Origin of the sequence: Streptacidiphilus fuscans, from assembly GCF_015690355.1 — a bacterium.
Classification (GTDB): Bacteria; Actinomycetota; Actinomycetes; order Streptomycetales; family Streptomycetaceae; genus Streptacidiphilus; species Streptacidiphilus fuscans.
This window is the reverse complement of sequence record NZ_JADPRT010000012.1, coordinates 221,050-244,457: the sequence shown is the minus strand read 5'-3', so window position 1 is coordinate 244,457 and position 23,408 is coordinate 221,050. Positions and strand designations below refer to the sequence as shown.

Genomic DNA, 23,408 nt, shown 5'->3' with positions numbered 1-23,408 from the left:
CCCGTCAGAGTTCGCCGAGCTCCCTGGCCAGCTCCTCGCGCGTCGGCAGCGACGGCTGCGCGCCCGCGAGGGTCGTGCTCAGCGCGGCGGCGACGTTGGCCCGCCGGACCGCCTCGTGCAGCTCACGTCCCTCGACCAGACCGGCGGCCAGCGCCCCGCAGAACGCGTCGCCCGCCGCCGTGGTGTCCAGCGGCCGGACCGGGTGCGGCGGGACCAGCAGCACCGCGCCGTCCTCGCAGAGCAGCGCGCCGTCCGCGCCGAGGGTGACCACGACCGCCGCAGGACCGCGCAGTTGGCGGGCCGCGTCGGCGACGGCGTGCAGGTCGGGGAGCGGATGGCCGACCAGCGCGGCCAGCTCGGCGCGGTTGGGGACCAGGATGTCGACCATGTGCAGCAGGTCGACGGTCAGCTCCCGCGCGGGAGCGGGGTTGAGCAGCACGGTGCCGCCCGCGAGCCGTGCCGCGGCGGCCACCGTCTCCGGCGGGATCTCGTGCTGCAGCAACGTCACCGTGGCGTCCCGGAGCAGGGATCCCTCGGTGGCGCAGTGCTCCGGGTGCAGCGCGTTGTTGGCGCCGGGGCTGACGATGATGGAGTTCTCGCCGGTCAGCTCGTCGACCGCGATCAGCGCCCGCCCGGTCGGCACCCCGTCGACCGGCTCGACCCGGGTGACGTCCACGCCCTCGCGCTCCAGCGCGCCCCGCATCCGCGCGCCCGCCTCGTCCGCGCCCACCCGGCCCAGCATGGCCACGGCCGCGCCCAGACGCGCGGCGGCGACGGCCTGGTTGGCGCCCTTGCCGCCCGGATGCTCGGCCAGGTCCCCGCCCAGCACCGTCTCCCCCGGCAGCGGATGCCGCGCCACCGGGACGACCAGGTCGAGATTGAGGCTTCCGACGACTGCGATCTTCGGCATGACGCCCACCTTAGAGGCTGCCGGGTCCGTCCGACGCAGACATGTCAGCCGTTGAGCACGGCCTGCATCACGGCCTTGGCGATCGGGGCCGCCAGGCCGCCGCCGCTGATGTCCGCGCGGTTGGCGTTGCCGTCCTCGATCACCACGGCCACCGCGACGGGCGAGGGCGCGGACGCGGTCGGCTTGGCGTAGGAGATGAACCAGGCATACGGCGTACCGGAGTTGCCGACCCCGTTCTGCGCCGTCCCGGTCTTGCCACCCACGACGACGCCCGGGATCTGCGCGTTGGTCCCGGTGCCCTGGTTGACCACGTTCACCATGGCCTGCTGGATCTCGGACGCCACCTGAGACGAGACCGGCCGGCTGAACGTCCGGTCACCGAAGGTCTGGACAGTCGTGCCGTTGCTTCGGGTGATCCGGTCCAGCAGCCGGGGTTGCATCAGCGTCCCGTTGTTCGCGACCGCCGCCGCGACCTCCGCCATCTGCAACGGCGTCGCGGCCGTGTCGTACTGGCCGATCGAGGAGAGCGCGAGGAAGGCCTGGCTGGTCAGGCCGGTGTCGAAGTTGCTCTTCACCACACCGACGGGAACCGTCTGGTTCGTCTGGTTGAAGCCGAAGGCCTGGGCCGTCTTCACCATGCCCGCCTCGCCGACGTCAACGCCGACCTTGGCGAAGACGGTGTTGCAGGAGACCTGGAGCGCGTAGTCGAGCGTCGCGTCGGCGCACGGCAGGCCGGGGTTCTCGTTGGTGATCGCGTGGTTCGTGTCGTTCGGGGTGAACGGGTCGGGCGAGTTGGTCGGCACGTCGATACCGGTGTAGAGACCGTTCTGCAGCGCCGCGGCGAGCGTGACCACCTTGAACGTCGAGCCGGGCGGGTACGTCTGCCGCAGCGCGCGGTTGAGCATCGGCGTGGTGCTGTCCGCGTTGAGCGTGGTCCAGTCGTCGACCGTCGACTGGCCCGCGCCGGTCAGGCCGTTGGGGTCGTAGGAGGGCGTGCTGGCCAGCGCCAGGATCCGGCCGGTCGTCGGGTCGATGGCGGCGACGGCGCCGCGCTTGTTGCCCAACCCCTGGAAGGCGGCCTGCTGCGCCTGGGGGTTGATGGTGGTGAAGACGTCGCCGCCGGGCACCTTGGCCCGGGAGACCGCGTCCCACAGCGCGTTGGTGGACAGCCTGCTGTCCTGGCCGGTGAGCACGTCGTCCTCGACGCCCTCCAGCAGCGTGTTGCCGTAGGTCTGCGAGGAGAATCCGGTGACGGGCGCGTAGAGCGGGCCGTCGGTGTAGGTGCGCTGGTAGTCGTAGAGTCCGCCGGTCGCCTTGGAGCCGGTGACCGCTCTGCCCGCGACGTAGATGTCGCCGCGCGGCTGGCCGTAGCGGGCGATGACGCTGCGCTGGTTGGCGGTGTTGTCGTTCAGCGACTTCGCCTGGAAGAACTGAAGCCGCGTCATGTTGACCAGCAGCGCGAGGATCAGGACGAGGCAGAACAGGCCGGCCCGGCGACCGGTCCGGCTGAGCGACAGCCGGACCGCCCCGCGCGCAGGCGTCTTCGGGCTGCCGGGGCTGCTGCTCATACCTTCGGCACCCCCTGCGTCTCCTCGCCGTCGGGGCCCTCGCCGTCGCCGTCTTCGGTTTCTTCCCGCTCCGGCCCGTCCGGTCCGGCCTTGCGGAGGCGTCTGGGCCACACAGGCCGCCTCGCCTCGCGGCTCTCCCTGCTCTCCCTGCTCTCGAGGGCCTCCTGGATCTCCTCGATCTCGTCCGGTTCCATCGGCGCGACCGGCGCCTCCGGGCGGCGGGCGGCATCGCTCAGCCGGATCAGCAGCGCGATCAGGATCCAGTTGGTGACCAGCGACGATCCGCCCTGCGCCAGGAACGGCATGGTCATCCCGGTCAGCGGGATCAGGTCCGTCACGCCACCCCCGACCACGAAGACCTGCAGCGCCAGCAGCGTCGCCAGGCCGATCGCCAACAGCCGCCCGAACGGGTCCCACAGCAGCCGCCCGGTCCGGTAGCCCCGGACGACCAGGATCGCGTAGAGCAGCAGCAGTGCCGCCAGGCCGACCAGGCCGAGCTCCTCGCCGAAGGTCGCCAGGATCCAGTCGGACTTCATGGCGAAGCCGATCAGGTAGGAGTGGCCGAGCCCCAGGCCCGTGCCGAGCAGGCCACCGGCCGCGAAGGCGAACATCGACTGCGCCAACTGGCTCGGCCCCTGGCCCTGTTGGATGGTCCGCATCGGGTTGAGCCAGTCGACGAAGCGGACGTGCACGTGCGGCTCCCAGAGCGCCACCGGCACGACCGCGATCCCGACCAGCACCAGGCCGACGGCGATCCAGCCGATCCGGCCGGTCGCCACATAGAGCATGACCACGAAGAGGCCGAAGAAGAGCAGCAGCGTCCCCAGGTCCTGCTCCAGGAAGAGGATCGCCGCGCTGGCCAGCCAGATCAGCACGATCGGGCCGAGGTTGCGGCCCCGCGGCAGCTCCAGCTTCCACACCTTGCGGCCGGTCAGCGCCAGGGCGTCCCGGGCGACGGCCAGATAGGCGGCGAAGAAGATCGCCAGCGCGATCTTCGCGATTTCCCCGGGCTGGAACGAGAGCGGGCCGATCTTGATCCAGATCTTCGCCCCGTAGACCGCGGGCAGGAAGATCGGAACGATCATCAGCAACAGCGTGGCGAAGGCCAGCACGTAGGCGTAGCGCTGCAGCACGCGGTAGTCGCGCAGCAGGAGCACCACGCCGATGAAGCAGAGCACCCCGACGGCCGACCAGACCAGCTGGGTGGGCGCGGAGGCGCTGCCGGGCGTGGCCCGGTCCAGTCGGTAGATGACCACCAGGCCGAGGCCGTTGAGCAGCACCGCGATCGGCAGCAGCAGCGGATCGGCGTAGCGGGCCCGGAACCTGACGGTCAGATGGGCCGCAAGCGCCAGGACGCCGAGTCCCACCGCGTACTTCACCGTGTCCGACGGGACCTTGCCGTCGATGTCGTAGCCGACGTCGGCGTACCCGTACGCGGAGATCGCCACCGCGACCACCACCAGGGCCAGTTCGATCCAACGGCGGGAGCGGGGCTTCGGGGCGGCGTCGGGTGCGGGGGTCGCCTGGGCGGCGGTCGCTGCCATCGAGGAATTCTCGGTCGCTTCGATTCGGTCAGTCGAGAGGTCGGTACATCGCTGGGTCCGTCAGTCGACAGGTCGGCACAGACAGCGGCCTCGGCTGGACGGACGGCTGCCCGAGGCGGCCCAGGAGCGACACCGTCCGGGCAGCCGGGATGTCGGCTGCCCGGACGTGCGTGTCGCCGCGCGGGGGCGGAGGGGTCAGGCGTGGGCCGCGGACTGGGCAGCGGCCACGGCCTCCTTGAGGTGCTCCTCGTCGGCCGGGCTGAGGGAGGTCTGGATCAGCTGGCCGCCGAAGGGGGCGAGCTCCGGCAGGACCTTCTCGGTCACGGCGTCGCTGACCAGGGTGAAGACCGCCGCCGCGCCCGGCGTCAGGTGCTGGCCGACCTGGCGCATGAAGTTGTCGTCGACGCCGAAGTCCTGGGCCGAGCCGACTGCCGCGCCCGTCGCGCCGCCGATGGCCGCGCCGAGGAACGGCATGAAGAAGAGGAGGCCGATCAGGCCGCCCCAGAGCGCGCCGCCCGCTGCGGCCGCACCCGTGGTGCTGACGGCCTGGTGGAGCTTGACCTTGCCGTCGGGGCGGCGCTCGACGACGACGGCGTCCTCCACCTTGATCAGCTTCTGCTTCTGCAGCTCGATCAGCTTGTTGCGGACCTGCTCGGCGGTGGCCACGTCGGGGTAGGCGACGGCGATGAGGTTGCTCACGGGGGTCCTTCCCAGCGTCCAGAGAATGGGTCTCTGGTGGGAATCTACCGAGCTACTCCTGATTTGTCCGATTTATTCTCCGCGTGTCGGGCCCGCAGCCCGAGCGTCGGCAGATCCGCGCGACCGACCGCCGGAGGAGCGGGCTGGGGCTCGCGCAGCGTGAAGCCGATCTCCGCGCCGCCGCCGACCCGGTTGCGGGCGAAGACCTCGCCGCCGTGCTCCTCGACCACCTCGCGGACGATGGAGAGCCCCAGGCCCGAGCCGGGCAGACTCCGGGCGGCCGTGGCCCGGTAGAAGCGGTCGAAGATCCGGTCCAGGTCCTCCGGGTCGACGCCAGGACCCCGGTCCAGGACGCTGATCCGGTCGGCGCGGACCACGACCAGGATCTCCTCGGGCCCGCTGGAGAACTTGGCCGCGTTCTCCACCAAGTTGGTCAGCGCGCGCTGCAACGCCTGCGGACGCACCGTCCGCACCACCGGGAGCGCGTCCACCACGATCTCGCGTCCGGTCCGACGACGCGTCAGATCGGCGACGCGTTCGGCCAGCTCGTCGAGCTCGGTCTGGGTGGGCAGCTCGGTGCTGCGGCGGTCGTTGGCCAGCTCCACCAGCTCGTTGACCAGGACCGTCAGCTCCCGCGTCTCGGTCTCCAGATCGTCAAGCAGCGCGGCCCTGGACGCCGGGGGGAGCCGGTCCATCCGGCGCAGCGCCGCGATGTTGGTGCGCAGCGAGGTCAGCGGGGTGCGCAGCTCGTGGCCGGCGTCCTGGACCAGGCGTCGCTGGTCGTCCTTGGAACGGGCCAGTCTGCCGAGCATGTCCTCGAAGGCGCGGGCGAGTCTGCCGATCTCGTCCCGGCCGCGCTGCGGCACGTCGAGAGAGAGCTCCCCGGTGATGGCGACCTGTTCGGCGGTCGCGGTCAGCCGCACCAGCCGTCGGGTGATCCGACCGGCCACCCACCACCCCGCGGCACCGGCCGCGACGACCACGGCTCCCGCCAGCGACGCGATGCGCAGCATCAGCGAGTCGAGCAGCGCGTCCGTGGCGCTGAGCCGCTCGGAGATCATCACCGCTCCGCGTCCGCCGCCCAGCGAGACCGTGACGACCCGATAGCGGTCGCCGCCGGTGAACTCGGTGATGTCGCGGCTGCGGCCGGGCTGGTGGGCTGCGGCGAGCTCCTTGTCCTGCTTGCTGACCGGGAGCGGGTCCGGCTTGCCCCACTGGAGCACGCCGCCGTCCTCGCCGAGGACCTGGATGCCGATGTCACCGGACTGGGTCACCTGGTCGGAGAGCTGGTCCTTGCTCTCCTGCTTGGCCAGGAAGTCCTGCGCGGTGAGCGTCATCGAGCCGACGTCGCTCTTGAGCGTGGTGAGCGACTGCGAGAACTCCTTCGCCCGGTCGTTGCGGATCAGCGCCGCGGCGGAGCTGTAGCCGAGCGCCCCGACCAGCACCGCGACGAGCGCCGCCAGCGCAGCGAACGCGACGGCGAAACGGACTCTCAGGCCGACGTCGGCCCGCACCCAGTTCATCCCTGGACCTTACGGCAGTTCATACCCGGCCTTACGGCTCGCGCAGCGTGTAGCCCACTCCGCGGACGGTGTGGATCAGCGGCGTGCGCTCCGGGGTGTCCAGCTTGCGGCGCAGGTAGCCGATGTAGACGGCCAGGTTCTTCGAGCCGGGGCCGAAGTCGTAACCCCAGATCCGGTCGTAGACCGTGCTGTGGTCCAGCACGATGCCCGCGTTGCGGGCCAGCAGCTCCAGCAGGTCGTACTCGGTGCGCGAGAGCTGGATCTCCTCGCCGCCGCGCCAGACCCGGCGGGCGGTCGAGTCGATCTTGAGGTCGTCCACCTCGATCAGGTCGTGCCCGGCCAGGATGCCCTCGGCCTCGGACCCGTTGTCGTCCGAGGTCACCGCGGGCGCGGCGGCACGCCGGAGCAGGGCACGGAGCCGGGCCAGCAGCTCCTCCGCCTCGAAGGGCTTGACCATGTAGTCGTCCGCGCCCGCGTCCAGACCGGCGACGCGGTCGGAGGTCTCCACCCGCGCCGTCAGCATCAGGATCGGCACGTGGTCACCCTCGGCGCGGAGCACGCGGCAGACGGCCAGACCGTCGATCCCGGGCATCATGACGTCCAGCACCACCACATCCGGGCGTTGCTTGTGCACGGAGGCCAGCGCCTCGATGCCGTCGGACACCGGAGTCACCTGGTAACCCTCCAGCGTCAGCAGGCGGTCCAGCGAATCACGGATGGCCCGGTCGTCCTCGGCCAGCAGAACAGTCGACGTCACGACACCGATTGTCCACGACAGGATGAGGAAGGGGTAAGAGACACCCGTTCACCGGAGGTTCACCCCTGCCCCGGCTGGGCCGCCCCATCAGCCCTCGGTCCGGCCACGGCGGCGGAGACTGCCGTCGCGTCCATGGAGGGCGGAGCCGGCGAGCTGGTCCTGACCCATCGTGTGACGGTGCGTCAGGCCATCCTGGGCCGTTCAGCCCGCGTAGACCGTGAGCACCGCCCCGTCGATCTCGACCCGGCGCGTCCCGCTGACGTCGCCACGGCGCAGGGCCTCCAGGCAGCGGCGGAACAGCACCATCTCCCCACTGTCCAGGACGGCGGCAGCCAGATCCAGCACCTCCACCAGATTCTGATCCGTCAGATCCGCGGGCAGCTCCCCCGACAGCAGCACCACGGACTCCCCCGTACGCCCCCGGACCACAGCGGTGGTGGGGCCTCCTTGCACGACCAGCACGTTTCCCCCTGGCCTTCGCGCCATTGAGCGCAGGAGTCTCCGGCAGCCCCGGAGCCCCTGTGGCGCAGACGGTAGCCCGGTTCATGCCGGTTTGCCCGGGGCAATCGCCGAATTCCCTCTTTCCGGTCGGACTCGGACAGCGACGCAACCGTTTCCGTCAGCCGCGCGTCAAGGTACGACCGTGTCGCCTGCACCGCCCGCATCGTCTTCGGTGTCGTCGGTGCGCCGGCCGCGCTCCAGCAGGGATTCGACCAGCGCCGCCACATGCCGCCGGTCCTGCGCCGAGAGCTGCTGCACGCTGGCGATCAGCACATCGACCTCGGGGTCGGGCGCCGCCTCGTAGACGTGGATGCCGCACGCCTCGGCGGCGGCCCTGCGGACGGTGTCAAGCGGCAGCTCCAGCCCGCGCGCCAGACCCTCCAGGGTGTTCGGCTGCGGCATCCGCACCAGCCGGTCGGCGGTGGCGAGATGATGCACGGTCGACCTCGGAATGGCACCGCGACGTGCCACGTCGCCGTACGACCAACCCTGCCGGTCCAGCCGTTCCCGCATGAGCGCCTGCAGCGCGTTGGACACCCTGATTCCCTTCTCCAGCCTGCGGTGGCGCGCCCCCGATTCTAGGGCGATCACCCCTTCCATGACCGGCGCATACCGCCCGACCTGCAAACTTCTCTCTGTTGCGAGCCTGTTACAGAGAGTTGCCAAAAGCCGCTTGCGCAGTGCCCGACGCGGCCACTACTGTCCAATCTCGTTGGACAGCTCGTCCGACAGGATTGGACAGGTGGCCGCACGGCGTCGGCCTTCGTCCGGTCCGGCCCATCACTGATTCGTCCCAAGGGGGACTCATGAGCATGGACATTACCGAGCTCGAGGCGGAGTCGGCCGAGCTGCTGCCGGGCCGCGAGGCCCTCGGTCGCCTGAAGTTCAACTTCACCAAGACCGTCAACGTCACCAAGCACGTCGCCACCGTCAACGCGCACAACCACTCGACCGCGCTGAACATCGGCTCCAACTGTTCGACGGCGGCCTCCGACGCCAGCCAGGCGATCACGATCCACCAGTAGCACCACCGCAAGAAGAGCACCACGGCAAGAACTGCACCACCGCACGCAGACACCACACACGACAGGAGTCACACCATGAGCATGAACATCACCGAGCTCGAGGCGGAGTCGGCCGAGCTGCTGCCGGGGCGCGAGGCCCTCGGTCGCCTGAAGTTCAACTTCACCAAGACCGTCAACGTCACCAAGCACGTCGCCACCGTCAACGCGCACAACCACTCGACCGCGGTGAACATCGGCTCCAACGGCGCCGACGCGGAGTCCGAGGCCGCCCAGACCATCGTGATCTCCCAGTAGCTCCGAGCGGTCCCAGCGCTCCGCAGTTCCACCTCCGCGGTGCCACGCGGAACAGGCTCCATGTCGTGGGCCGGCCCAGGTTGCCCGACAACCCCTCCGGGGCTGGGTCGGCCCACGCCTACGGGGGAAGGACACATCCGCATGACCGTCACTACTGAGGCCGAGGCGCTGGTCCCCGGCCCTGGTGGCTTCGCGACGCCGGTGCCCGTGCCGTTGGCCCGGTCCCCGTTGACGGAGACGCTGGTCGACTCCCTCGCCGGCTCGTCGACCGAGGCGCTGGACTGGCCTTTGCCCGTGCCGCGGTTGAGTGCGGGTCTGCGACTGCACGGCGAATACCAGGGGTCGGGGTTCACCGAGCCCCGGTACATCGCGCGCCGCGGCGACGGCCAGGTCGTGCAGCTGTCACGGCTGCTGCACCTGGTGGCGCGCGCGATCGACGGGGTGCGGGACACCGAGGGGATCTCGCACCGGGTGAGCGGACTGTTCGGCCGGGAGGTCAGCGCGGAGAACGTGCTGTTCCTGATCGACAACAAGCTCATCCCGCTGGGCGTGGCCGTCCCTTGGGACCAGGAGCACGACGAGGTCGACGACGCACCGCGTTCCGATCTGTTGCTGGCCCTGAAGGGGCACAAGGTCCTGTTCACCCCGCGCCGGGTCAACCGGATCGGGCGGGCGCTGGCCTGGCTGCACCGCCCGCCGGTGGTCGCCCTCGTGCTCCTGGCCGCGCTGGCCCAGGACGTCTGGCTGTTCGCGCTGCACGGGGCGATGACCCCGCTGCTGCAGGTCCTGGACCAACCCGTGCTGCTGCTGGCCGTCTTCGCACTGACGGTCGCCTCCCTCATGTTCCACGAGTTCGGCCACGCCTCCGCCTGCCGCTACGGAGGGGCCAGACCGGGCTGCATCGGCTGCGGGCTCTTCCTGATCTGGCCTTCCCTCTACACCGACGTCACCGACGTCTACCGCATCGGCCGGGCCGGACGGATCCGCACCGACCTGGGCGGCGTCTACTTCAACGTCGTCTTCATGCTGGCCCTCACCGCCGGCTACGTGGTGACCGGACAGCCTTTCCTGTTGTGCGCGGTCTACCTGGGCCACTTCGAGATCCTCGAACAACTCATGCCCGCGGTCCGCCTGGACGGCTACTACATCCTGGGCGACCTGGCCGGCATCCCCGACCTCTACGGGAAGATCCGCCCCATCCTGGCCGGCGCGATCCCCGGCAGGCCCGTCCCTCCCGAGGTCGCGGGCCTCAAGCGCTCCGCGCGGACCATCGTGACCTGCTGGGTCGCCACCATGGTCCCGCTGCTGGCCGTCGACCTGGGCTACGCCCTGTGGAACCTGCCGCGCATTCTGAGCACCAGCGTGCGCTCGCTCACCGAGCAACTCGCGGGCACCGGCGACGCGCTGGCGCACGGTCAGGTCGCGGCCGGAACCGTCGGCCTGCTCGGCTGTCTCATGCTGATCTGCCCGCTCGCCGGGACGACCTACCTCTCGGTCCGGCTGACGGGACGCCTCCTCCGGGCGGCGCGCCGGGCGACGGCGCAGAACCCCAGGCTCCGTATCGCCCTGTGCGCCCTGGCGACGCTCACCGTCGCCGGGCTGACCACGGCGTGGGTGATCGGCGTGACGCCGAAGCCCATCCCCGCCCAGCCGCCGATCATCCCCGTGCTCCAGCCCGGTGTTCCCACTGCGGTGCCCACGCCCACGCCCACAACTCCCGCGCCGCAGCCGCCCGGCAGTACGGGTTCTGGTACCGGCACGGGCGGGCGCAGCCGTCACGGCTCCGACTCGAGCCCGACCGCGCTGCCCTCGGTCTCGGCATCGGCATCGGCATCGGCCTCCCCTTCCGCAAGCGCGACGGTCACGGCTTCCCCTTCGGCCGCACCGACACCCAGGCCGACGGTCAGCCCGTCCGCCTCGGCATCCCCGACCCGGCCCGTCGTCGGCCCGACGACCAAGCCGACGGGAGTGGCGAGCGCCTCCCCCTCAGCGTCCGTATCGGCGACTCCCCCGCCCGTGACGACGACACCGAGCGCCCCTGCCACCGCCGGCGCGCTCAAGCCCACCCCCTAGCAGGTAGCAGCGAGGAGTCCACCATGGCTATGGAACTCAACCACCACCGCAAAGTCCGGATCCGCGTCGGCTCGGTGCGACGCGCCGTGCGCTTCGGTCTGCTGGTCACCGCCGGCCTCGGCACTCTGGGCGCCACCACGGGCGTCGCCCAGGCGGTCGGCCCCAACGGCGGTGCGCTGGACGGCACCGCGGTGCGCGGCGTCGCCGTGGCCGACGACGGCGCGTTCACGCTGGCCACGCGTGCCCACGAGTCCCGCTTCCAGGACTCCTTCACCGTCCACCAGTTCGGTGCGGTGTACTCGGCCACCGCCGACAACCAGGCCACCGCATACACCTCCTGGTGCTCGGCGGACGACCCGTGCCGGTCCGTCTCACTGTCCTTCCAGATCGTCACCATGGCCGGGACCGACATCCACCTGGACGCGCACAACCGCAGCACCGCAGCCAACGTCCACTGCCCGGGCTGCGAATCCCTCGCCGGGGCTTACCAGTTCATCGTCTCCACCCCGCGCCCGTTCACCCTCGGCGTCTCGGCGCAGCGCCAGTTCGCGGAGATCCACCGCAAGCTGGACGCCCTCGGCCGGTCCTCCGCGCCGGTGGCCGAGGTCCGGCAGCAGGCCGACGCGCTCGCGGCCCAGGTGACCGCCCTCCTCCGAGCGGCCGCGGCGACTGCGCCCAAGGGACCGGGCGTGAACGCCCTGGCGGAGCTGGAGCCCCAGGTGACGGTCCATCGCGTCTGGGCTTGACGAGGGCTACCCCCGCGGGCGCGCGGCCCGTGCCGCGCGCCCGCGCTGTCGGCGCGACAATCTCCTCCGGTTGCCCCGTGAGGGTGGTAGACAGGCGGTGTGACTTCCATGCGCCACCTCGTCCGCCCGGACGGCATGCCTCCAGCGAACGGCTACAGCCATGCCGTGGTGGCCCAAGGGCCGCTGATCGCGATCTCCGGCCAGGTTCCCCTCGACGCCGAGGGCAGGCTCGTCGGGGCCGAAGGCGACGCGGTCGCCCAGCTCCGCCAGGTCTTCCGCAACATCGGCACCGCCCTGAACGCCTCCGGGGCGGACTGGCGGCACGTCATCAAGTTGACCGTCTACCTGGTGGATCTCGACGACCTCCAGGCCTTCCGCACGGTCAGGGACGAGTTCGTCGACACCGTGCAGCCTCCGGCCAGTTCGCTGGTCCAGGTCAGCGCGCTGGTGCACCCCGGGTTCCGGGTCGAGGTCGACGCCTTGGCAGTTCTCACCGCGCCGTAAGAGCCGCGACGAACCGAGAGGCGACGCTCATGTCCCTGTCCCTGGACCTCCCCGGTCCCCTGGTCGGCGTCGAGTGGCTGGCGGAGCGGCTCGGCAGCGCCGACCTGCTGGTGCTCGACGCGAGCGTGGGCGGGCACCGGCGCGAGGTGCCCGCGATTCCGGGTGCGCGCCTCTTCGATCTGGACGGGCCGATGTCCGACCGGAGCAGCCCGCTGCCGCACACCATGCCCGGCGCCGAGGAGTTGGCGCGCGAGCTGCGCGCGCTCGGGCTGAACGCGTCGAGCACGGTCGTGGTCTACGACAACGCGGGCATCTACTCGTCCGCCCGCGCCTGGTGGATGCTGCGCGCGGTCGGCTTCGACCGCGTCGCCGTGCTCGACGGCGGCCTGCCCGCCTGGTCCGCGGCAGGGCTGCCCGAACAGACGGAGCTGCAGCACCCCGCCGCGCCCGGCACGTTCACGGCGCGCCCGCAGCCCGGGATGTTCGTCGACAGTCGGGCGGTGCTGGCCGCCCTGTCCGACCCCTCGGCGTCAGTGCTGGACGCGCGGGCGCACGAGCGCTACACCGGCGAGGCGCCGGAACCCCGGGAGGGTCTGCGCGGCGGCCATATGCCGGGCGCGCGGAACCTGCCGTTCACCGCGCTCCAGGACGCCACCGGCCGCCTCCTCCCGCCGGAGGAGCTCCGGTCCCGGTTCGGCCCGACGCCGTCCCAGCTGCTGTTCAGCTGCGGCTCGGGCGTCACCGCCTGCGTGCTCGCGCTCGGGGCCACGGTCGCCGGGCTGGACGGCGCGTCCCAACTCGCGGTCTACGACGGGTCGTGGAGCGAGTGGGGTCTGCCGTCCGACCTGCCCGTCGTGACGGGCCCATGACCGCCGGGGCAGGCGAGGCCGGCGAGCGGCGGAAGCCCGTCCTCTTCCTGGACATCGACGGCCCGCTCAACCCCTATGCGGCCATGCCGGACCACCTCCCGACGGGCTACCAGGAACACCACCTGATGCCGCCCCGCTGGGAGGAGATGGAACGCGCCCGACTCGAAGCCTGGGGCCGCCCCTGGGCAGAGCCACGACCGCTCCCGGTCTGGCTCAACCCCGCGCACGGCGCACAGCTGGCGGCCCTCCCCTACGAGCTGGCCTGGGCCTCCACCTGGGAGGAGGACGCCAACGGCTTCGTCGGGCCGCTGATCGGTCTGCCTCCGCTCCCCTGGATCACCTGGGAGGGCACGCTGATCGGCGAGCCGGGCCCGCTCTACTGGAAGACCCCCGAGGTCGTCGCGGCGGCGGCCGGTCGTCCCTTTGCCTGGGTCGACGACGAGGTGACCGCGGCCGACGAGACGTGGGTGGCCACCCACCATCCGGCCCCGGCCCTGCTGTTGCGCATCGACCCGAACGTGGGCCTGCGTGAGCCGGACTTCGAGCGCCTCCGCGCCTGGGCCGCCGGGCTACGGTGAGGCAGGTCCCGTCCACCGACCGCCCGTCCACCGAGTGCCTGGAGCCCGCGATGTTCGACGCCACCGATGCCGCCCTGGTCGCGGTGCTGCAACGGGACGGGCGTACCTCCTTCCAGGACCTGGCGACGGCGGTCGGCATCTCCCGCGAGGCGGCCCGCGCCCGGGTGCAGCGGCTGCTGGAACGGCGCGAGGTCCGGGTCGTGGGCATCGTCGCGCCGGAGGTGCTCGGCCTGCGCACGCTGGCCCACGTCTCCGTGGAGGTCGTAGGCGACAGCGCCGAGGCGGCCCGGACGCTGGCCGGACGCGGTGCGGTGATGTTCCTGTCCCGCACGGCGGGCCGCCGCCATCTGGTCGCCGACGTGCGCGTCCGCGACACCGCGGCGCTGGAAACGGAGCTGGCGCTGCTCCGCGCGGCTCCCGGCGTGCGCGGGATCGAGGTCTTCCGCTGCACGGAGCTGGTCAGGGACGCCTACTCGCCCGCCGTGCCGAGGCCGTCGCTGCACGGCCCACTGGAGCTGGACGACCGGGACCGGATGCTGCTCGCCCTGCTCCAGCGCGACGGTCGCAGCAGCTACGCCGACCTGGCGGCGCGGATCGGGCTCTCCCAGGCGGCCACCCGCGCCCGGGTGCTGCGGATGCTGGACGCCGGCGCGGTGCACGTGACCGGCCTGGTCGCGTCGGCGGCGATCGGCGTCCGCGAGGCCGCCGGGATCGGGCTCGGCGTCGGCGGACCGGTCGGCCCCGTCGCAGAGGCGGCCTCGGCCCTGGAGGGGGTCAACTTTGTGATGTCCGGAAACGGGCGGTTCGATCTGGTCTGCGGGGTCGACGCCCCGGACCGCGCCCGGCTGCTCGCCACGCTGGACCGGCTGCAGGGGCTGGCGGGCGTCAACCGGTCCGAATCGTGGGTCCACCTGGACATCGTCAAGGAGGACTACACACACGTTTCGCCGCTCCGACCGGCGGATTGATATCCGTACTCGCCGGTGACAAATGAATCGCCCAAATCAAGCGCAATGCACTGCGATTAGTTATCCCAGTGATATTGACGCCATCTTTTCACCTGCCTTTCAATGGCCGGACCCCCACACCGCGTCCGCCCGCTGAAAGTCGGTGCCCGATGCCCGCGCCCTCGCCCACTCCCGGCTCCTCCTCCGCCGATCCCGTCCGGCCCGCCGAACTCCCTCGCTCGCTCGGCGTCTTCGGCGCCGTCATGCTCACGCTCTCCTGTGTCACCCCGGCCTCCTCGCTCTTCATCGTCGTGCCGCCGCTGCTGACCTCGCTGGGCAGCGGCACCGTCGAGGCGCTGCTGATCGCGGCCGTGCTCTCGCTCGGAGTCGGCCTCTGCTACGCCGAGTTGGGCACGCTGGTGCCGAGCGCGGGCGGCGAGTACTCGATCGTCGGGCAGCTGCTGGGCCGGATGACGGGCTGGCTGGTCTTCGTCATCTCGATCGTCTCGCTGATCGTCATCCCGCCGATCATCGCGCTCGGCACGTCCGACTACATCGGCGCCGTCGTCCACGTCGACCCGCGCTACGCGGGTGGCGCGGTGATGCTGATCTCGGTGCTGGTCGGCGTGCTGGACATCAAGTCGAACGCCCTGATCACCGGCATCTTCCTGGGCATCGAGATGCTCGCCGCGGCCGTGGTCAGCGTGCTGGGCTTCGCCCACGCGCGGCAGCCGGTCTCGTCGCTGCTGCACGCCGTCGTGCCCGACGGGCACGGCCACACCTCCCCGCTGACCGTCGGGCTGCTCGTCTCCGGGCTCGCCGTCGCCCTGTTCACCTACAACGGCTTCGGCACCGCCATCTACCTCTCCGAGGACCTGGTCGAGCCGCGCCGCACCGTGGCCCGGACCGTGCTGTGGTCGCTGCTCGCGGGCGTGGTCGTCATCACCGTTCCGGTGGCCGCGATCTGCCTCGGTGTCAGTTCGCCGGACCAGCTCGCCTCGGGGGACCTGGTCGCGATCGTGACCTCCTGGGCGGGCAGCGGCGTCGGGACCTTCGTCAGCCTCTGCATCGCCGCGGCCATCCTCAACGCGGTCATCGTGATGGTGCTGCAGAACGGCCGCGTGCTCTTCGCCTCCGCGCGCGACCGCACCTGGCCCGACCCGCTCAACCGCGCGCTCGGCCGGATCCACCCGCGTTGGGGCTCGCCGTGGGTCGCCACCCTCGGGATCGGCCTGCCGGGCGTGGTGCTCGCGCTGGCCGTCGACATCAACTCGCTGCTCGGCTTCACCGGCGTGGTCGTCGCCGTCATCTACCTGCTGCTCGGCGTCGCCGCCCTCGCCGCCCGGACGAAGCGTCACCGGGCCACCCAGGCCTGGCGGATGCCGCTGTGGCCGATCCCGCCGCTGATCACCACGGTCGCGCTGGCCTACGTGCTGACGCAGCAGACCGCGCACGACCTGACGATCACCGGCATCGTCCTCGCGGTCGGCGCGCTCTACTGGCTGCTCTACCTGCGTCCGCGCCACGCAACCCACTGGCAGCTCAGCCTGCCCGCCGACCAGCGCACCGACGCCGCGCCGCAGTCCGGCCCGGACGCCGAATCCGCCGTGTCCCCCGCCGCCATCTCGGCCGACGCCTCGGCCCTCAGCTCGGAGAACCCGTGAACGACAGCGCAGCCCCCGCCGACCTGATCATCCACAACGCCCACGTCCACACCGTCGACCCCGCGCTCCCCCGCGCCGAGGCCCTGGCCGTCCGCGACGGCGTCATCACCTGGGTCGGCGACGAGGCCGACTGGTCCCACCTGCGCGGACCGGCGACCGAGGTCGTCGACGCCGGAGGCCGCCTGCTGCTGCCGGGCTTCGTCGACGCGCACAACCACGTCCGCCTCGGCTCGGACTCCGCCTGCGTCCAACTGGCAGGCGCCCGCACGCTGGAGGAGATCGGCGCACGGATCACCGCCTGGCTGGACGCGCACCCGGACGCTCACTGGGTGGAGGCCGAGGCCTTCGACTACTCGGCGATCCCCGACGGCCGCATGCCCACCGCGGCGGACCTCGACCGGTTCACCGGCGACCGTCCGGCGCTGGTGCTGAGCTACGACGTCCACACCGCCTGGCTCAACACGGCTGCGCTGCGCCTGCTCGGCATCGACGCCTCGGTCGAGCAGACGCCGTACGGCACCGTGCAGAAGGATCCGGCGACCGGCCGACCCACCGGGTTCCTCACCGACTTCGCCGTGCGCGGCCTGTCCCGCGACGGCCACCGCGCGCTCCAGGCGGCGGGCGTCCCGTGGGCGCATCCGGACCGGCAGTACCAACGGCTGTGCGGCAGCCTGGACATGGCCGCGCGCTTCGGCATCACCACGGTCGTCGAGCCGCAGAACTCCCTCGACGACCTGGAGTTGTTCCAGCGCGCCGCAGCCGAGGGCCGGCTGCGCTCCCGCCTCGTCGCCGCGCTCTTCCACCCGCGCGGGACCACCCAGCGCGACCTGGCGGAGTTCCTCAACGCCGCCCGTCACCACGCCGACGACCGGATGCGCGTCCGCGCGCTCAAGCTCTACATCGACGATGTCGTCGAGCCGCACACGGCCGCGCTGCTCGAGCCCTACGCCGGGCACGCCCACCACCGCGGCGAGACCTTCTACCCGCCGCAGGAGTTCGCCGACACCGTCGCCGAGTTGGACGCGCTCGGGTTCCAGCTCTTCGTGCACGCCACCGGCGACCGCGGCATCCGCACCGTGCTGGACGCCTTCGAGCACGCGCGCGACGTCAACGGCACGCGTGACTCCCGCCACCAGGTCGTCCACGTCGAGTGCCTGGACCCGGCGGACCTGCCGCGCTTCGCCGAACTCGGCGTCGTCGCCTGCATGCAGCCGCGTCACTGCGCGCCCGACATCGCGGGTCCGGGCCAGGACTGGGCGGAGGCGGTGGGCAAGGAACGCTGGTCCAAGGCCTGGCCGATGCGCAGCCTGCACCGCGCGGGCACCCGGCTCGCCTTCTCCAGCGACTGGAACGTCGCCGAGATGGACCCGATGGTCGGCATCTACACGGCGGTCACCCGCCAGGGCCTCAACGGCGGCCCGGCCTGGATGCCGGAGGAGACCGTCGACCTGACGACGGCCCTGCACGGCTACACCATGGGCAGCGCCTGGGCGAACCACCTGGACGACCGGCTCGGCTCCCTCACCCCGGGCAAGCACGCCGACCTGGTCCTGCTCTCCCGGGACCTCTTCGCGATCAGCGACCCGCGCGAGATCCTCGACACCCACGTCGAACTCTCCACGGTGGGGGGCGAGATCGTGCACCGCGCGCCGTCGTTCGGCTGAGCGCCGGGCCGGGCCGCCTGGACCAGCGTCAGCCCTCCTCGTCCCGGAACTTCGGGTAGCGGAGGATGACCAACTGCTCGTCGGGGTTGAGCACATACGGGACGCGCAGGCCCGACGGCTCGAAGCCGACGCGGCGGTAGAAGGCCTGGGCACGGACGTTGGCCTCGTGGACGCCCAACGTCAGGTGGCCGACGTCGATGTGGCGGCGGGCGAAGTCGACCGCCGCCGCCACCAGTTCGGCCGCCGGTCCGTGCGGGCCCCGGTGGGCGGGGGTCACGTAGACCCCGTGGATATGGGCGTGGTCCACCACGTCCGGAATCGGCGCCGCGCCCGCCATGCCCAACCAGGCGCCGCCCGGATCGACCGCGACGAAGAGCGCGGCGTTCCGGGCGGAAGCCCCCGATACGGTCTGGGCCTTCCAGGCCGTATCGGGGAGGTCCTCACTTGCGGCACGGGTGGTGCTGAACGCCGACGGGGCGTCGTCGAGCGCCTCCAGCCGCAGTGCGCGGAGCTCCCGCCACTCACCGGGGGTGACCCGGCGGACCTGGAACGGAGTGCGCTGGGCGTGCGCGCGGGAGTGCGCGTTGGATTGCGCCTGGGAGTGTGCCTCTGACTGCGTCTGCGGCTCGGCCATGGGGACGATGATCCCGCACCGCCCACCGACCGGGCCGCCCCGGTCCTCAACCGCGGACCAGAACCACCTTGCCGAGGTTGCTGCGGGACTCGATGACCTCGTCGGCCCCCAGGGACCGTACGAACGCGGCTTTCTCAGAGATCCCCAGCCGCACCGGTGATGCGCGTCACACCCACGCCAGTCACACGGCCAACAGCGCCCGCACCATATGCCAGAGGCCCGGTCGGATCAACCGACCGGGCCTCTGTTGGGTGGAGCTGAGGGGATTCGAACCCCTGACCCCCTCGATGCGAACGAGGTGCGCTACCGGACTGCGCCACAGCCCCAACGAGAAGAAACTCTAGCAGGTCCGGAGGGGTACTCGTGACCGGGTTACTCGTTGGCGGCGCGAGGGGCGTCGTCGGCGTACTGGTCGAAGAGCGGGGTCGCCGGGGGCTGGACCGGGCGGCGCGGCGGGACCGGGGGCTGGGCCTGGCTGCGGGGCGCGCGTGCCGAGGAGTAGGTGTCCGGCGCGGAGAGGTCCAGGCCCAGGGTGGCGCGCGGGGCGACCGGGGCCGTGACATAGGTGGGCAGCGGCACCGGGACCGGGTTCCAGGCGTCGTCGCCCGGACGTCCCGTCGACGGCGAGGCATGCTCGGGCCGGTCGTCGTCCGCCCAAGGCTCGGGCGTCGACGGCGTCGGCCCGGTCGGCCGTGCCGATCGCGCAGACCGCGCCGTCCGCGCCGCCTGCCCTGCCGCGCCCGCTGAGGCGGCGAGCGCACCCGTGCCGGACGTGGTCGCCTCGCCGGGAGTCGCGGCAGCCCGCGGGGACGGCGCGGGCGGCGCCGGGTGCGCCACCGTCTCCGCCTCCTGCACGCGGCGCGAGGCCGCCTGCTGGCGGACGCGCTGGGCCGCCTCGGCGGCGAGACGGTGGTCGAGCTTCACCTCGTAGCGGCGGCGCTCCTGTCGACGCATCTGCGCGATGTAGAGCGAGAAGAGCACCGCCGGGACGGCGGGGATCCAGAGCAGCGCGACACCGCCGACCGCAGCCACGACCATGCCGACCGTGAACGCCGCGAAGAGCACCATCACCATGCGCCGACGCCGCGCCAGCAGCGCCGCACGCCGACGCGACGCCGTACCGGCGACCGACGGAGCGGCGGCAACGGGCGCAGAAGGCGCAGCATGCACAGGCGGTGCGGAAGGCGCAGGAGGCGTGGCCGCGGGGCGTCGCGGCTCGGCCGGGAGGTCGGCGGGCGGGTTGAGCCCCTGGGTCTCCTCCAGTTGGCGGGAGATCTTCCGCTCCATCGCCGCGCGACCCGACAGCAGCCTGATGGCCGTGCTGAACCGTTCCGTCGGACGTGCCTCGTTGAGCTCGTCCTGACGGCGGAGCCACATGGGGACCAGATACGCGGCCCAGGCCCCAACAATGACCGCGTAAATGAGGCCGCTACTGCTCACGCTTCACACCGTACGGGCGTGAGGGACGGCCGGGCGGCTATTTCGACCGGTGTGTCGCTGAATCTTCTTCATATCGACCTATTTATGTGGATGGTGACTCTCAATCCGGTGCCAGCGGGCCAGCATTCCCTCGGGTACCTCGTCGACGGTGAGGGCGTAGACCAGGTGGTCCCGCCAGCCGCCGTCGATGTGCAGGTAGCGCGGGCGCAGGCCCTCCTCGCGGAAGCCCAGCTTCTCGACCACACGGCGGCTCGGGCTGTTCTCCGGCCGGATGCACACCTCGATGCGGTGCAGCCCCATAGCCCCGAAGCAATGGTCCACGGAAAGCGCGACCACCGTCGGGATGATGCCGCGACCGGCATATGCCTCGTCGATCCAGTAGCCGATGTTCGCCGAGCACATCGACCCCCAGGTGATTCCCCCGACGGTCAACTGCCCTACCAGGCGGCCCTGGTAGGTGACCACGAACGGCAGCATCCGTCCGGCGTGCGCCTCCCCGCGCAGGAAGCGCACCATCTGACGGTACGTCGGGCGCAGCGCGGGCGGTTGTCCGGCGCGGGCGGGCGGAACGGTGGCCTCCCAGCGGCGCAGCCAGTCGCGGTTGCGGCGGCTGACCTCCTGCCAGGAACGCTGGTCGCGCATGCGGATGGGACGCAGCCCGATCGGCCCGTCCTGCAGCTCCACCGGCCAGAAGGCGTTCAGTGCGGGCCTCCTCTGCCGTGCTCCTGTCCCTGGGGAACGGCGGTCGGCGCGCCGCCCGGCGCGTGGTCGCCGCCCGCGATCTGGTCGACGGCGTGGGACAGCAGCGGGCCCAGCACGGCCAGGCCGTCCTTGACGCCGCCCGGCGACCCCGGGAGGTTGACGATCAGCGTGCTCCCGGCCACCCCGGAGAGCCCGCGCGACAGAGCCGCCGTCGGCACCCCGTTCTCCCGCCCGTAAGCGCGGATCGCCTCGGCGATGCCGGGCACGGGACGGGTGATGACCTGCGCGGTCATCTCCGGCGTCAGATCCAGCGGCGTCAGGCCCGTGCCGCCCGTGGTCACCACGACGTCGTAGCTGTCGGCGACCGCCTTGCGCAGGGCGATCAGCACCGGGTCGCCGTCGGGGACGACCACCGGGCCGACCACGCGGCAGCCGAGCCCGGCCAGACCGGACGCGATCAGCGGCCCGCCGCGGTCCTCGTAGACACCCGCGTGCGCGCGGTTGGAGACGGTCAGCACAAAGGCCTTGATCGGGCGCTGCCCTGTCATGACGTCACCTCTTCGTCACCCGTGACACCGACGCCGGCGATCCGGCCGTCGACCAGCTCCTCGCGGCGCCAGTCGCCGCTCTTGCCGCCGGTCTTCTCCTCCACCTGGACCGCCTCGATCCGGGCGCCCTTGTCGACGGCCTTGACCATGTCGATCACGGTCAACCCGGCGACGGCGACGGCGGTCAGCGCCTCCATCTCGACGCCGGTGCGGTCGGCGGTGCGCACGGTGGCCGCGATCTCGACAGCGTCGTCGGCGACCTCCAGCTCCACCGTGACGCCGGAGACGGCGATCGGATGGCAGAGCGGGATCAGGTCGGGCGTGCGCTTGGCGCCCATGATCCCGGCGATCCTGGCCACCGAGAGGGCGTCGCCCTTGGGCACGCCCTCACCGCGCAGCAGCTCCACGACCCGGGGCGAGACGACCACGCGACCGGTGGCCCGCGCGGTGCGCGCCGTGGTGGCCTTCGCGGAGACGTCGACCATCCTGGCCGCACCCGAGGCGTCGACATGGGTCAGGCCGGACCCTGACGGGACGGGATTGCTGGTGGTCACTGTGTGCTCCTGCGATCGCGACGGGCGGGTGCGGCGCCAGAGTATCGCTGAGACCACAGAACGTCGCATCGTCGGATCAGTGGAGCACCGCAGCGGGAAAGCCGGGAGGGCCTGGGCGGTCAGTCCAGCAGGACGGTCTCCACCTCGGCGCCCGCCGCGACCGACGTCGCGTCCTCGGGGACCACGATCAGCGCGTTGGCGTGCGCGAGGGCGCCGAGCAGATGGGAACCCGCGCCGCCGACCGGCGTCACCGTGCCCGCGGCCGGGTCGTACGAGCCGCGGGCGAACTGGCGTCGGCCCGCCGGTGAGCCGAGGCCCTCGGTGAGCCGGGCGGTCACCACCGGCCGGTGGATGTCCGTCGCGCCCAGCATCGCGCGGATCGCCGGGCGGACGAAGAGCTCGAAGGAGAGGTAGGCGCTCACCGGGTTGCCGGGCAGAGCCAGGATCGGCACCGGCCCGTCGGACCCCTCAAGCACGCCGAAGCCCTGCGGCTTTCCCGGCTGCATCCGGAGCTTGCGGAAGGAGACCCGCTCCCCCAGCGCCTCCTTGACCACGTCGTACGCGCCGACGCTGACGCCGCCGCTGGTGACGATCAGGTCCGCGCGGATCAGCTGGTCGTCGATGACCTCGCGCAGCCGCTCGGCGTCGTCCGGGACGCCGCCCACCCGGTACGCGATCGCTCCGGCGTCCCGCGCGGCGGCGGTCAACGCGAAGCTGTTGGAGTCCGTGATCTGGCCGGGGCCGACCGGCGAGCCGGGCTGGACCAGCTCGCTGCCGGTGGAGAGGACCACGACGCGCGGACGCGGGCGCACCAGGACACGATCCCGGCCGATCGCCGCGAGCAGGCCGATCTGCGTCGGGCCGAGACGCGTTCCCGCCGGGAGCAACGACTGGCCCTCGGCGATGTCGTCACCACGTCGCCGGACGAAGGCGCCGGACTCGACCGGCTGGAAGATCCGCACCTCGCCGCCGGAGGTGACCGGCTCGCCGCCCTGCGGGGCCATGGTGGTGGCGGCCTCCGCCGAGCCGGTGCCCGCGTCCGTCCACTCGACGGGAACGACGGCCTCGGCGCCGGGCGGCATCGGCGCGCCCGTCATGATCCGCGCGCACTGGCCCGGACCGATCACCGGCAGCGCGGCGGCGCCCGCCGCGACGTCGCCGACGACGGTCAGCACGGAGGGGTAGTCCTTGGTCGCCCCGTCCAGGTCGGCGACGCGCACGGCGTAGCCGTCCATCGAGCTGTTGTCGAAGGGGGGCAGCGCGACGCCGGAGACCAGCTCGTCGACGGTCAGGCAGCCCTGGGCCTCCAGCAGCTGCAGCTCCAGCGGCGGCAGCGGCGCGACCTGGGCGACGGCGGTCAGGATGTCGGCGAGGTGCTCGTCGACCGTCCACAGCCGCCCGTCGCCGGACTTCTCCGCGCCCGGCGCCGCCTCGGCCGCGCACGGGTCCTCCGGGATCCCGGCGTCACCGGCCCGGCCGTGGCCATGGCCATGCGCGTGGTCGTGCGCATGCCCGTGGTCGTGGCCGTGGTGTTCGTGGTCGGTCATGGTGCGCTCCCCCGTGGCGGTGCGGTTCGGTGCTGCGGGCCCGGCGCGCAGCCGGGCCGTGTGACGCAGCCGACACTACCCGCCACCGCCGACAACCCGCGGACCGTCCGCCCGCCG

At 72.1% G+C, this 23,408-nt stretch carries 24 protein-coding genes and 1 tRNA gene; 10 read left to right on the top strand and 15 right to left on the bottom strand.

All coding sequences use genetic code 11. From position 1 onward, the window contains the following. Positions 1-4 precede the first annotated feature (4 nt). The 8 genes from rbsK to I2501_RS26725 form a co-directional block, all read right to left on the bottom strand. Complete coding sequence (gene rbsK / locus I2501_RS26760; RefSeq protein WP_196196786.1) at positions 5-910, bottom strand: ribokinase; 906 nt, start codon at positions 908-910, stop codon at positions 5-7. 44 nt (positions 911-954) lie between these two features. Beyond that, the gene (locus I2501_RS26755; protein ID WP_196196785.1) at positions 955-2,478 is read right to left on the bottom strand and encodes a penicillin-binding transpeptidase domain-containing protein; all 1,524 of its coding nucleotides are present in this window, start codon (positions 2,476-2,478) and stop codon (positions 955-957) included. Then, entirely contained in the window at positions 2,475-4,022 is a 1,548-nt protein-coding gene (locus I2501_RS26750) for an FtsW/RodA/SpoVE family cell cycle protein (protein WP_196196784.1), read from the bottom strand. Before I2501_RS26750 ends, I2501_RS26755 begins: the two co-directional genes overlap by 4 nt. A 195-nt stretch (positions 4,023-4,217) precedes the next feature. After that, complete coding sequence (locus I2501_RS39695; RefSeq protein ID WP_196196783.1) at positions 4,218-4,721, bottom strand: DUF1269 domain-containing protein; 504 nt, start codon at positions 4,719-4,721, stop codon at positions 4,218-4,220. A gap of 44 nt (positions 4,722-4,765) precedes the next feature. Next, positions 4,766-6,244 carry a HAMP domain-containing sensor histidine kinase gene (locus I2501_RS26740; RefSeq protein WP_196196782.1) on the bottom strand — a complete coding sequence of 493 codons (1,479 nt, stop codon included), beginning with the start codon at positions 6,242-6,244 and terminating at the stop codon, positions 4,766-4,768. 31 nt (positions 6,245-6,275) lie between these two features. Beyond that, the gene (locus tag I2501_RS26735) at positions 6,276-7,001 is read right to left on the bottom strand and encodes a response regulator transcription factor (protein WP_196196781.1); all 726 of its coding nucleotides are present in this window, start codon (positions 6,999-7,001) and stop codon (positions 6,276-6,278) included. A gap of 201 nt (positions 7,002-7,202) precedes the next feature. Continuing rightward, entirely contained in the window at positions 7,203-7,463 is a 261-nt protein-coding gene (locus I2501_RS26730; protein ID WP_328806654.1) for a hypothetical protein, read from the bottom strand. Between the two features lie 168 nt (positions 7,464-7,631). Further along, positions 7,632-8,102 (bottom strand): helix-turn-helix domain-containing protein, encoded by a 471-nt coding sequence (locus tag I2501_RS26725; protein WP_236047241.1) that lies wholly within the window; start codon positions 8,100-8,102, stop codon positions 7,632-7,634. 206 nt (positions 8,103-8,308) lie between these two features. Between I2501_RS26725 and I2501_RS26720 the strand changes: the two genes are divergently transcribed. From I2501_RS26720 to I2501_RS26675, 10 genes are all read left to right on the top strand, one after another. Beyond that, complete coding sequence (locus I2501_RS26720) at positions 8,309-8,527, top strand: hypothetical protein (RefSeq protein ID WP_196196779.1); 219 nt, start codon at positions 8,309-8,311, stop codon at positions 8,525-8,527. A gap of 75 nt (positions 8,528-8,602) precedes the next feature. Further along, positions 8,603-8,821: a hypothetical protein gene (locus I2501_RS26715; protein ID WP_196196778.1), complete on the top strand. Its 219-nt coding sequence runs from the start codon at positions 8,603-8,605 to the stop codon at positions 8,819-8,821. A 141-nt stretch (positions 8,822-8,962) separates the two neighbouring features. After that, a complete protein-coding gene (locus I2501_RS26710; protein WP_236047239.1) occupies positions 8,963-10,894 on the top strand; it encodes a hypothetical protein in 1,932 nt (643 codons plus the stop codon). Between the two features lie 23 nt (positions 10,895-10,917). Continuing rightward, complete coding sequence (locus I2501_RS26705) at positions 10,918-11,640, top strand: hypothetical protein (RefSeq protein WP_196196777.1); 723 nt, start codon at positions 10,918-10,920, stop codon at positions 11,638-11,640. A gap of 108 nt (positions 11,641-11,748) precedes the next feature. After that, a complete protein-coding gene (locus I2501_RS26700; protein WP_196196838.1) occupies positions 11,749-12,144 on the top strand; it encodes a RidA family protein in 396 nt (131 codons plus the stop codon). Between the two features lie 29 nt (positions 12,145-12,173). Beyond that, positions 12,174-13,013, top strand: a complete 840-nt coding sequence (locus I2501_RS26695; RefSeq protein ID WP_196196776.1) for a sulfurtransferase — start codon at positions 12,174-12,176, stop codon at positions 13,011-13,013. Beyond that, positions 13,010-13,591: a hypothetical protein gene (locus I2501_RS26690; protein ID WP_196196775.1), complete on the top strand. Its 582-nt coding sequence runs from the start codon at positions 13,010-13,012 to the stop codon at positions 13,589-13,591. The genes I2501_RS26695 and I2501_RS26690 overlap by 4 nt, the downstream gene beginning before the upstream one ends. Before the next feature lie 50 nt (positions 13,592-13,641). Continuing rightward, positions 13,642-14,559 (top strand): Lrp/AsnC family transcriptional regulator, encoded by a 918-nt coding sequence (locus I2501_RS26685; protein WP_196196774.1) that lies wholly within the window; start codon positions 13,642-13,644, stop codon positions 14,557-14,559. A gap of 149 nt (positions 14,560-14,708) precedes the next feature. Next, on the top strand, positions 14,709-16,202 hold the full coding sequence (locus tag I2501_RS26680) for an APC family permease (protein ID WP_196196773.1): 1,494 nt from the start codon (positions 14,709-14,711) through the stop codon (positions 16,200-16,202). Next, a complete protein-coding gene (locus I2501_RS26675; protein ID WP_196196772.1) occupies positions 16,199-17,866 on the top strand; it encodes an amidohydrolase in 1,668 nt (555 codons plus the stop codon). Before I2501_RS26680 ends, I2501_RS26675 begins: the two co-directional genes overlap by 4 nt. A gap of 28 nt (positions 17,867-17,894) precedes the next feature. Here I2501_RS26675 and I2501_RS26670 read toward each other — a convergent pair whose 3' ends face one another. The 7 genes from I2501_RS26670 to glp all read right to left on the bottom strand — a co-directional run bounded on the left by I2501_RS26670 (position 17,895) and on the right by glp (position 23,291). Beyond that, the gene (locus I2501_RS26670) at positions 17,895-18,500 is read right to left on the bottom strand and encodes a GNAT family N-acetyltransferase (protein ID WP_196196771.1); all 606 of its coding nucleotides are present in this window, start codon (positions 18,498-18,500) and stop codon (positions 17,895-17,897) included. Positions 18,501-18,752: 252 nt separating this feature from the next. Beyond that, a tRNA-Ala gene (locus tag I2501_RS26665) sits at positions 18,753-18,826 on the bottom strand. Between the two features lie 46 nt (positions 18,827-18,872). Next, the gene (sepX, locus tag I2501_RS26660) at positions 18,873-19,940 is read right to left on the bottom strand and encodes a divisome protein SepX/GlpR (RefSeq protein WP_196196770.1); all 1,068 of its coding nucleotides are present in this window, start codon (positions 19,938-19,940) and stop codon (positions 18,873-18,875) included. Between the two features lie 78 nt (positions 19,941-20,018). Further along, on the bottom strand, positions 20,019-20,642 hold the full coding sequence (locus I2501_RS26655; RefSeq protein ID WP_196196837.1) for a GNAT family N-acetyltransferase: 624 nt from the start codon (positions 20,640-20,642) through the stop codon (positions 20,019-20,021). Continuing rightward, the gene (locus I2501_RS26650; RefSeq protein ID WP_196196769.1) at positions 20,639-21,190 is read right to left on the bottom strand and encodes a MogA/MoaB family molybdenum cofactor biosynthesis protein; all 552 of its coding nucleotides are present in this window, start codon (positions 21,188-21,190) and stop codon (positions 20,639-20,641) included. Before I2501_RS26650 ends, I2501_RS26655 begins: the two co-directional genes overlap by 4 nt. Beyond that, entirely contained in the window at positions 21,187-21,813 is a 627-nt protein-coding gene (moaC, locus tag I2501_RS26645) for a cyclic pyranopterin monophosphate synthase MoaC (protein WP_196196768.1), read from the bottom strand. The genes I2501_RS26650 and moaC overlap by 4 nt, the downstream gene beginning before the upstream one ends. A gap of 50 nt (positions 21,814-21,863) precedes the next feature. After that, entirely contained in the window at positions 21,864-23,291 is a 1,428-nt protein-coding gene (glp, locus tag I2501_RS26640; protein WP_196196767.1) for a molybdotransferase-like divisome protein Glp, read from the bottom strand. Between the last annotated feature and the right edge of the window lie 117 nt (positions 23,292-23,408).

What these genes read in the sequence shown, in the direction of transcription:
- I2501_RS26750 (WP_196196784.1), bottom strand. Translation starts at nt 4,022, where the DNA reads ATGGCAGCGACCGCCGCCCAGGCGACCCCCGCACCCGACGCCGCCCCG.
- rbsK (WP_196196786.1), bottom strand. Translation starts at nt 910, where the DNA reads ATGCCGAAGATCGCAGTCGTCGGAAGCCTCAATCTCGACCTGGTCGTC.
- I2501_RS26670 (WP_196196771.1), bottom strand. Translation starts at nt 18,500, where the DNA reads ATGGCCGAGCCGCAGACGCAGTCAGAGGCACACTCCCAGGCGCAATCC.
- I2501_RS26710 (WP_236047239.1), top strand. Translation starts at nt 8,963, where the DNA reads ATGACCGTCACTACTGAGGCCGAGGCGCTGGTCCCCGGCCCTGGTGGC.
- I2501_RS26695 (WP_196196776.1), top strand. Translation starts at nt 12,174, where the DNA reads ATGTCCCTGTCCCTGGACCTCCCCGGTCCCCTGGTCGGCGTCGAGTGG.
- I2501_RS26700 (WP_196196838.1), top strand. Translation starts at nt 11,749, where the DNA reads ATGCGCCACCTCGTCCGCCCGGACGGCATGCCTCCAGCGAACGGCTAC.
- I2501_RS26740 (WP_196196782.1), bottom strand. Translation starts at nt 6,244, where the DNA reads ATGAACTGGGTGCGGGCCGACGTCGGCCTGAGAGTCCGTTTCGCCGTC.
- I2501_RS26680 (WP_196196773.1), top strand. Translation starts at nt 14,709, where the DNA reads ATGCCCGCGCCCTCGCCCACTCCCGGCTCCTCCTCCGCCGATCCCGTC.
- I2501_RS26685 (WP_196196774.1), top strand. Translation starts at nt 13,642, where the DNA reads ATGTTCGACGCCACCGATGCCGCCCTGGTCGCGGTGCTGCAACGGGAC.
- I2501_RS26715 (WP_196196778.1), top strand. Translation starts at nt 8,603, where the DNA reads ATGAGCATGAACATCACCGAGCTCGAGGCGGAGTCGGCCGAGCTGCTG.
- I2501_RS26690 (WP_196196775.1), top strand. Translation starts at nt 13,010, where the DNA reads ATGACCGCCGGGGCAGGCGAGGCCGGCGAGCGGCGGAAGCCCGTCCTC.
- glp (WP_196196767.1), bottom strand. Translation starts at nt 23,291, where the DNA reads ATGACCGACCACGAACACCACGGCCACGACCACGGGCATGCGCACGAC.
- I2501_RS26720 (WP_196196779.1), top strand. Translation starts at nt 8,309, where the DNA reads ATGAGCATGGACATTACCGAGCTCGAGGCGGAGTCGGCCGAGCTGCTG.
- I2501_RS26650 (WP_196196769.1), bottom strand. Translation starts at nt 21,190, where the DNA reads ATGACAGGGCAGCGCCCGATCAAGGCCTTTGTGCTGACCGTCTCCAAC.
- I2501_RS26725 (WP_236047241.1), bottom strand. Translation starts at nt 8,102, where the DNA reads ATGGAAGGGGTGATCGCCCTAGAATCGGGGGCGCGCCACCGCAGGCTG.
- moaC (WP_196196768.1), bottom strand. Translation starts at nt 21,813, where the DNA reads ATGCGACGTTCTGTGGTCTCAGCGATACTCTGGCGCCGCACCCGCCCG.
- I2501_RS26705 (WP_196196777.1), top strand. Translation starts at nt 10,918, where the DNA reads ATGGCTATGGAACTCAACCACCACCGCAAAGTCCGGATCCGCGTCGGC.
- I2501_RS26755 (WP_196196785.1), bottom strand. Translation starts at nt 2,478, where the DNA reads ATGAGCAGCAGCCCCGGCAGCCCGAAGACGCCTGCGCGCGGGGCGGTC.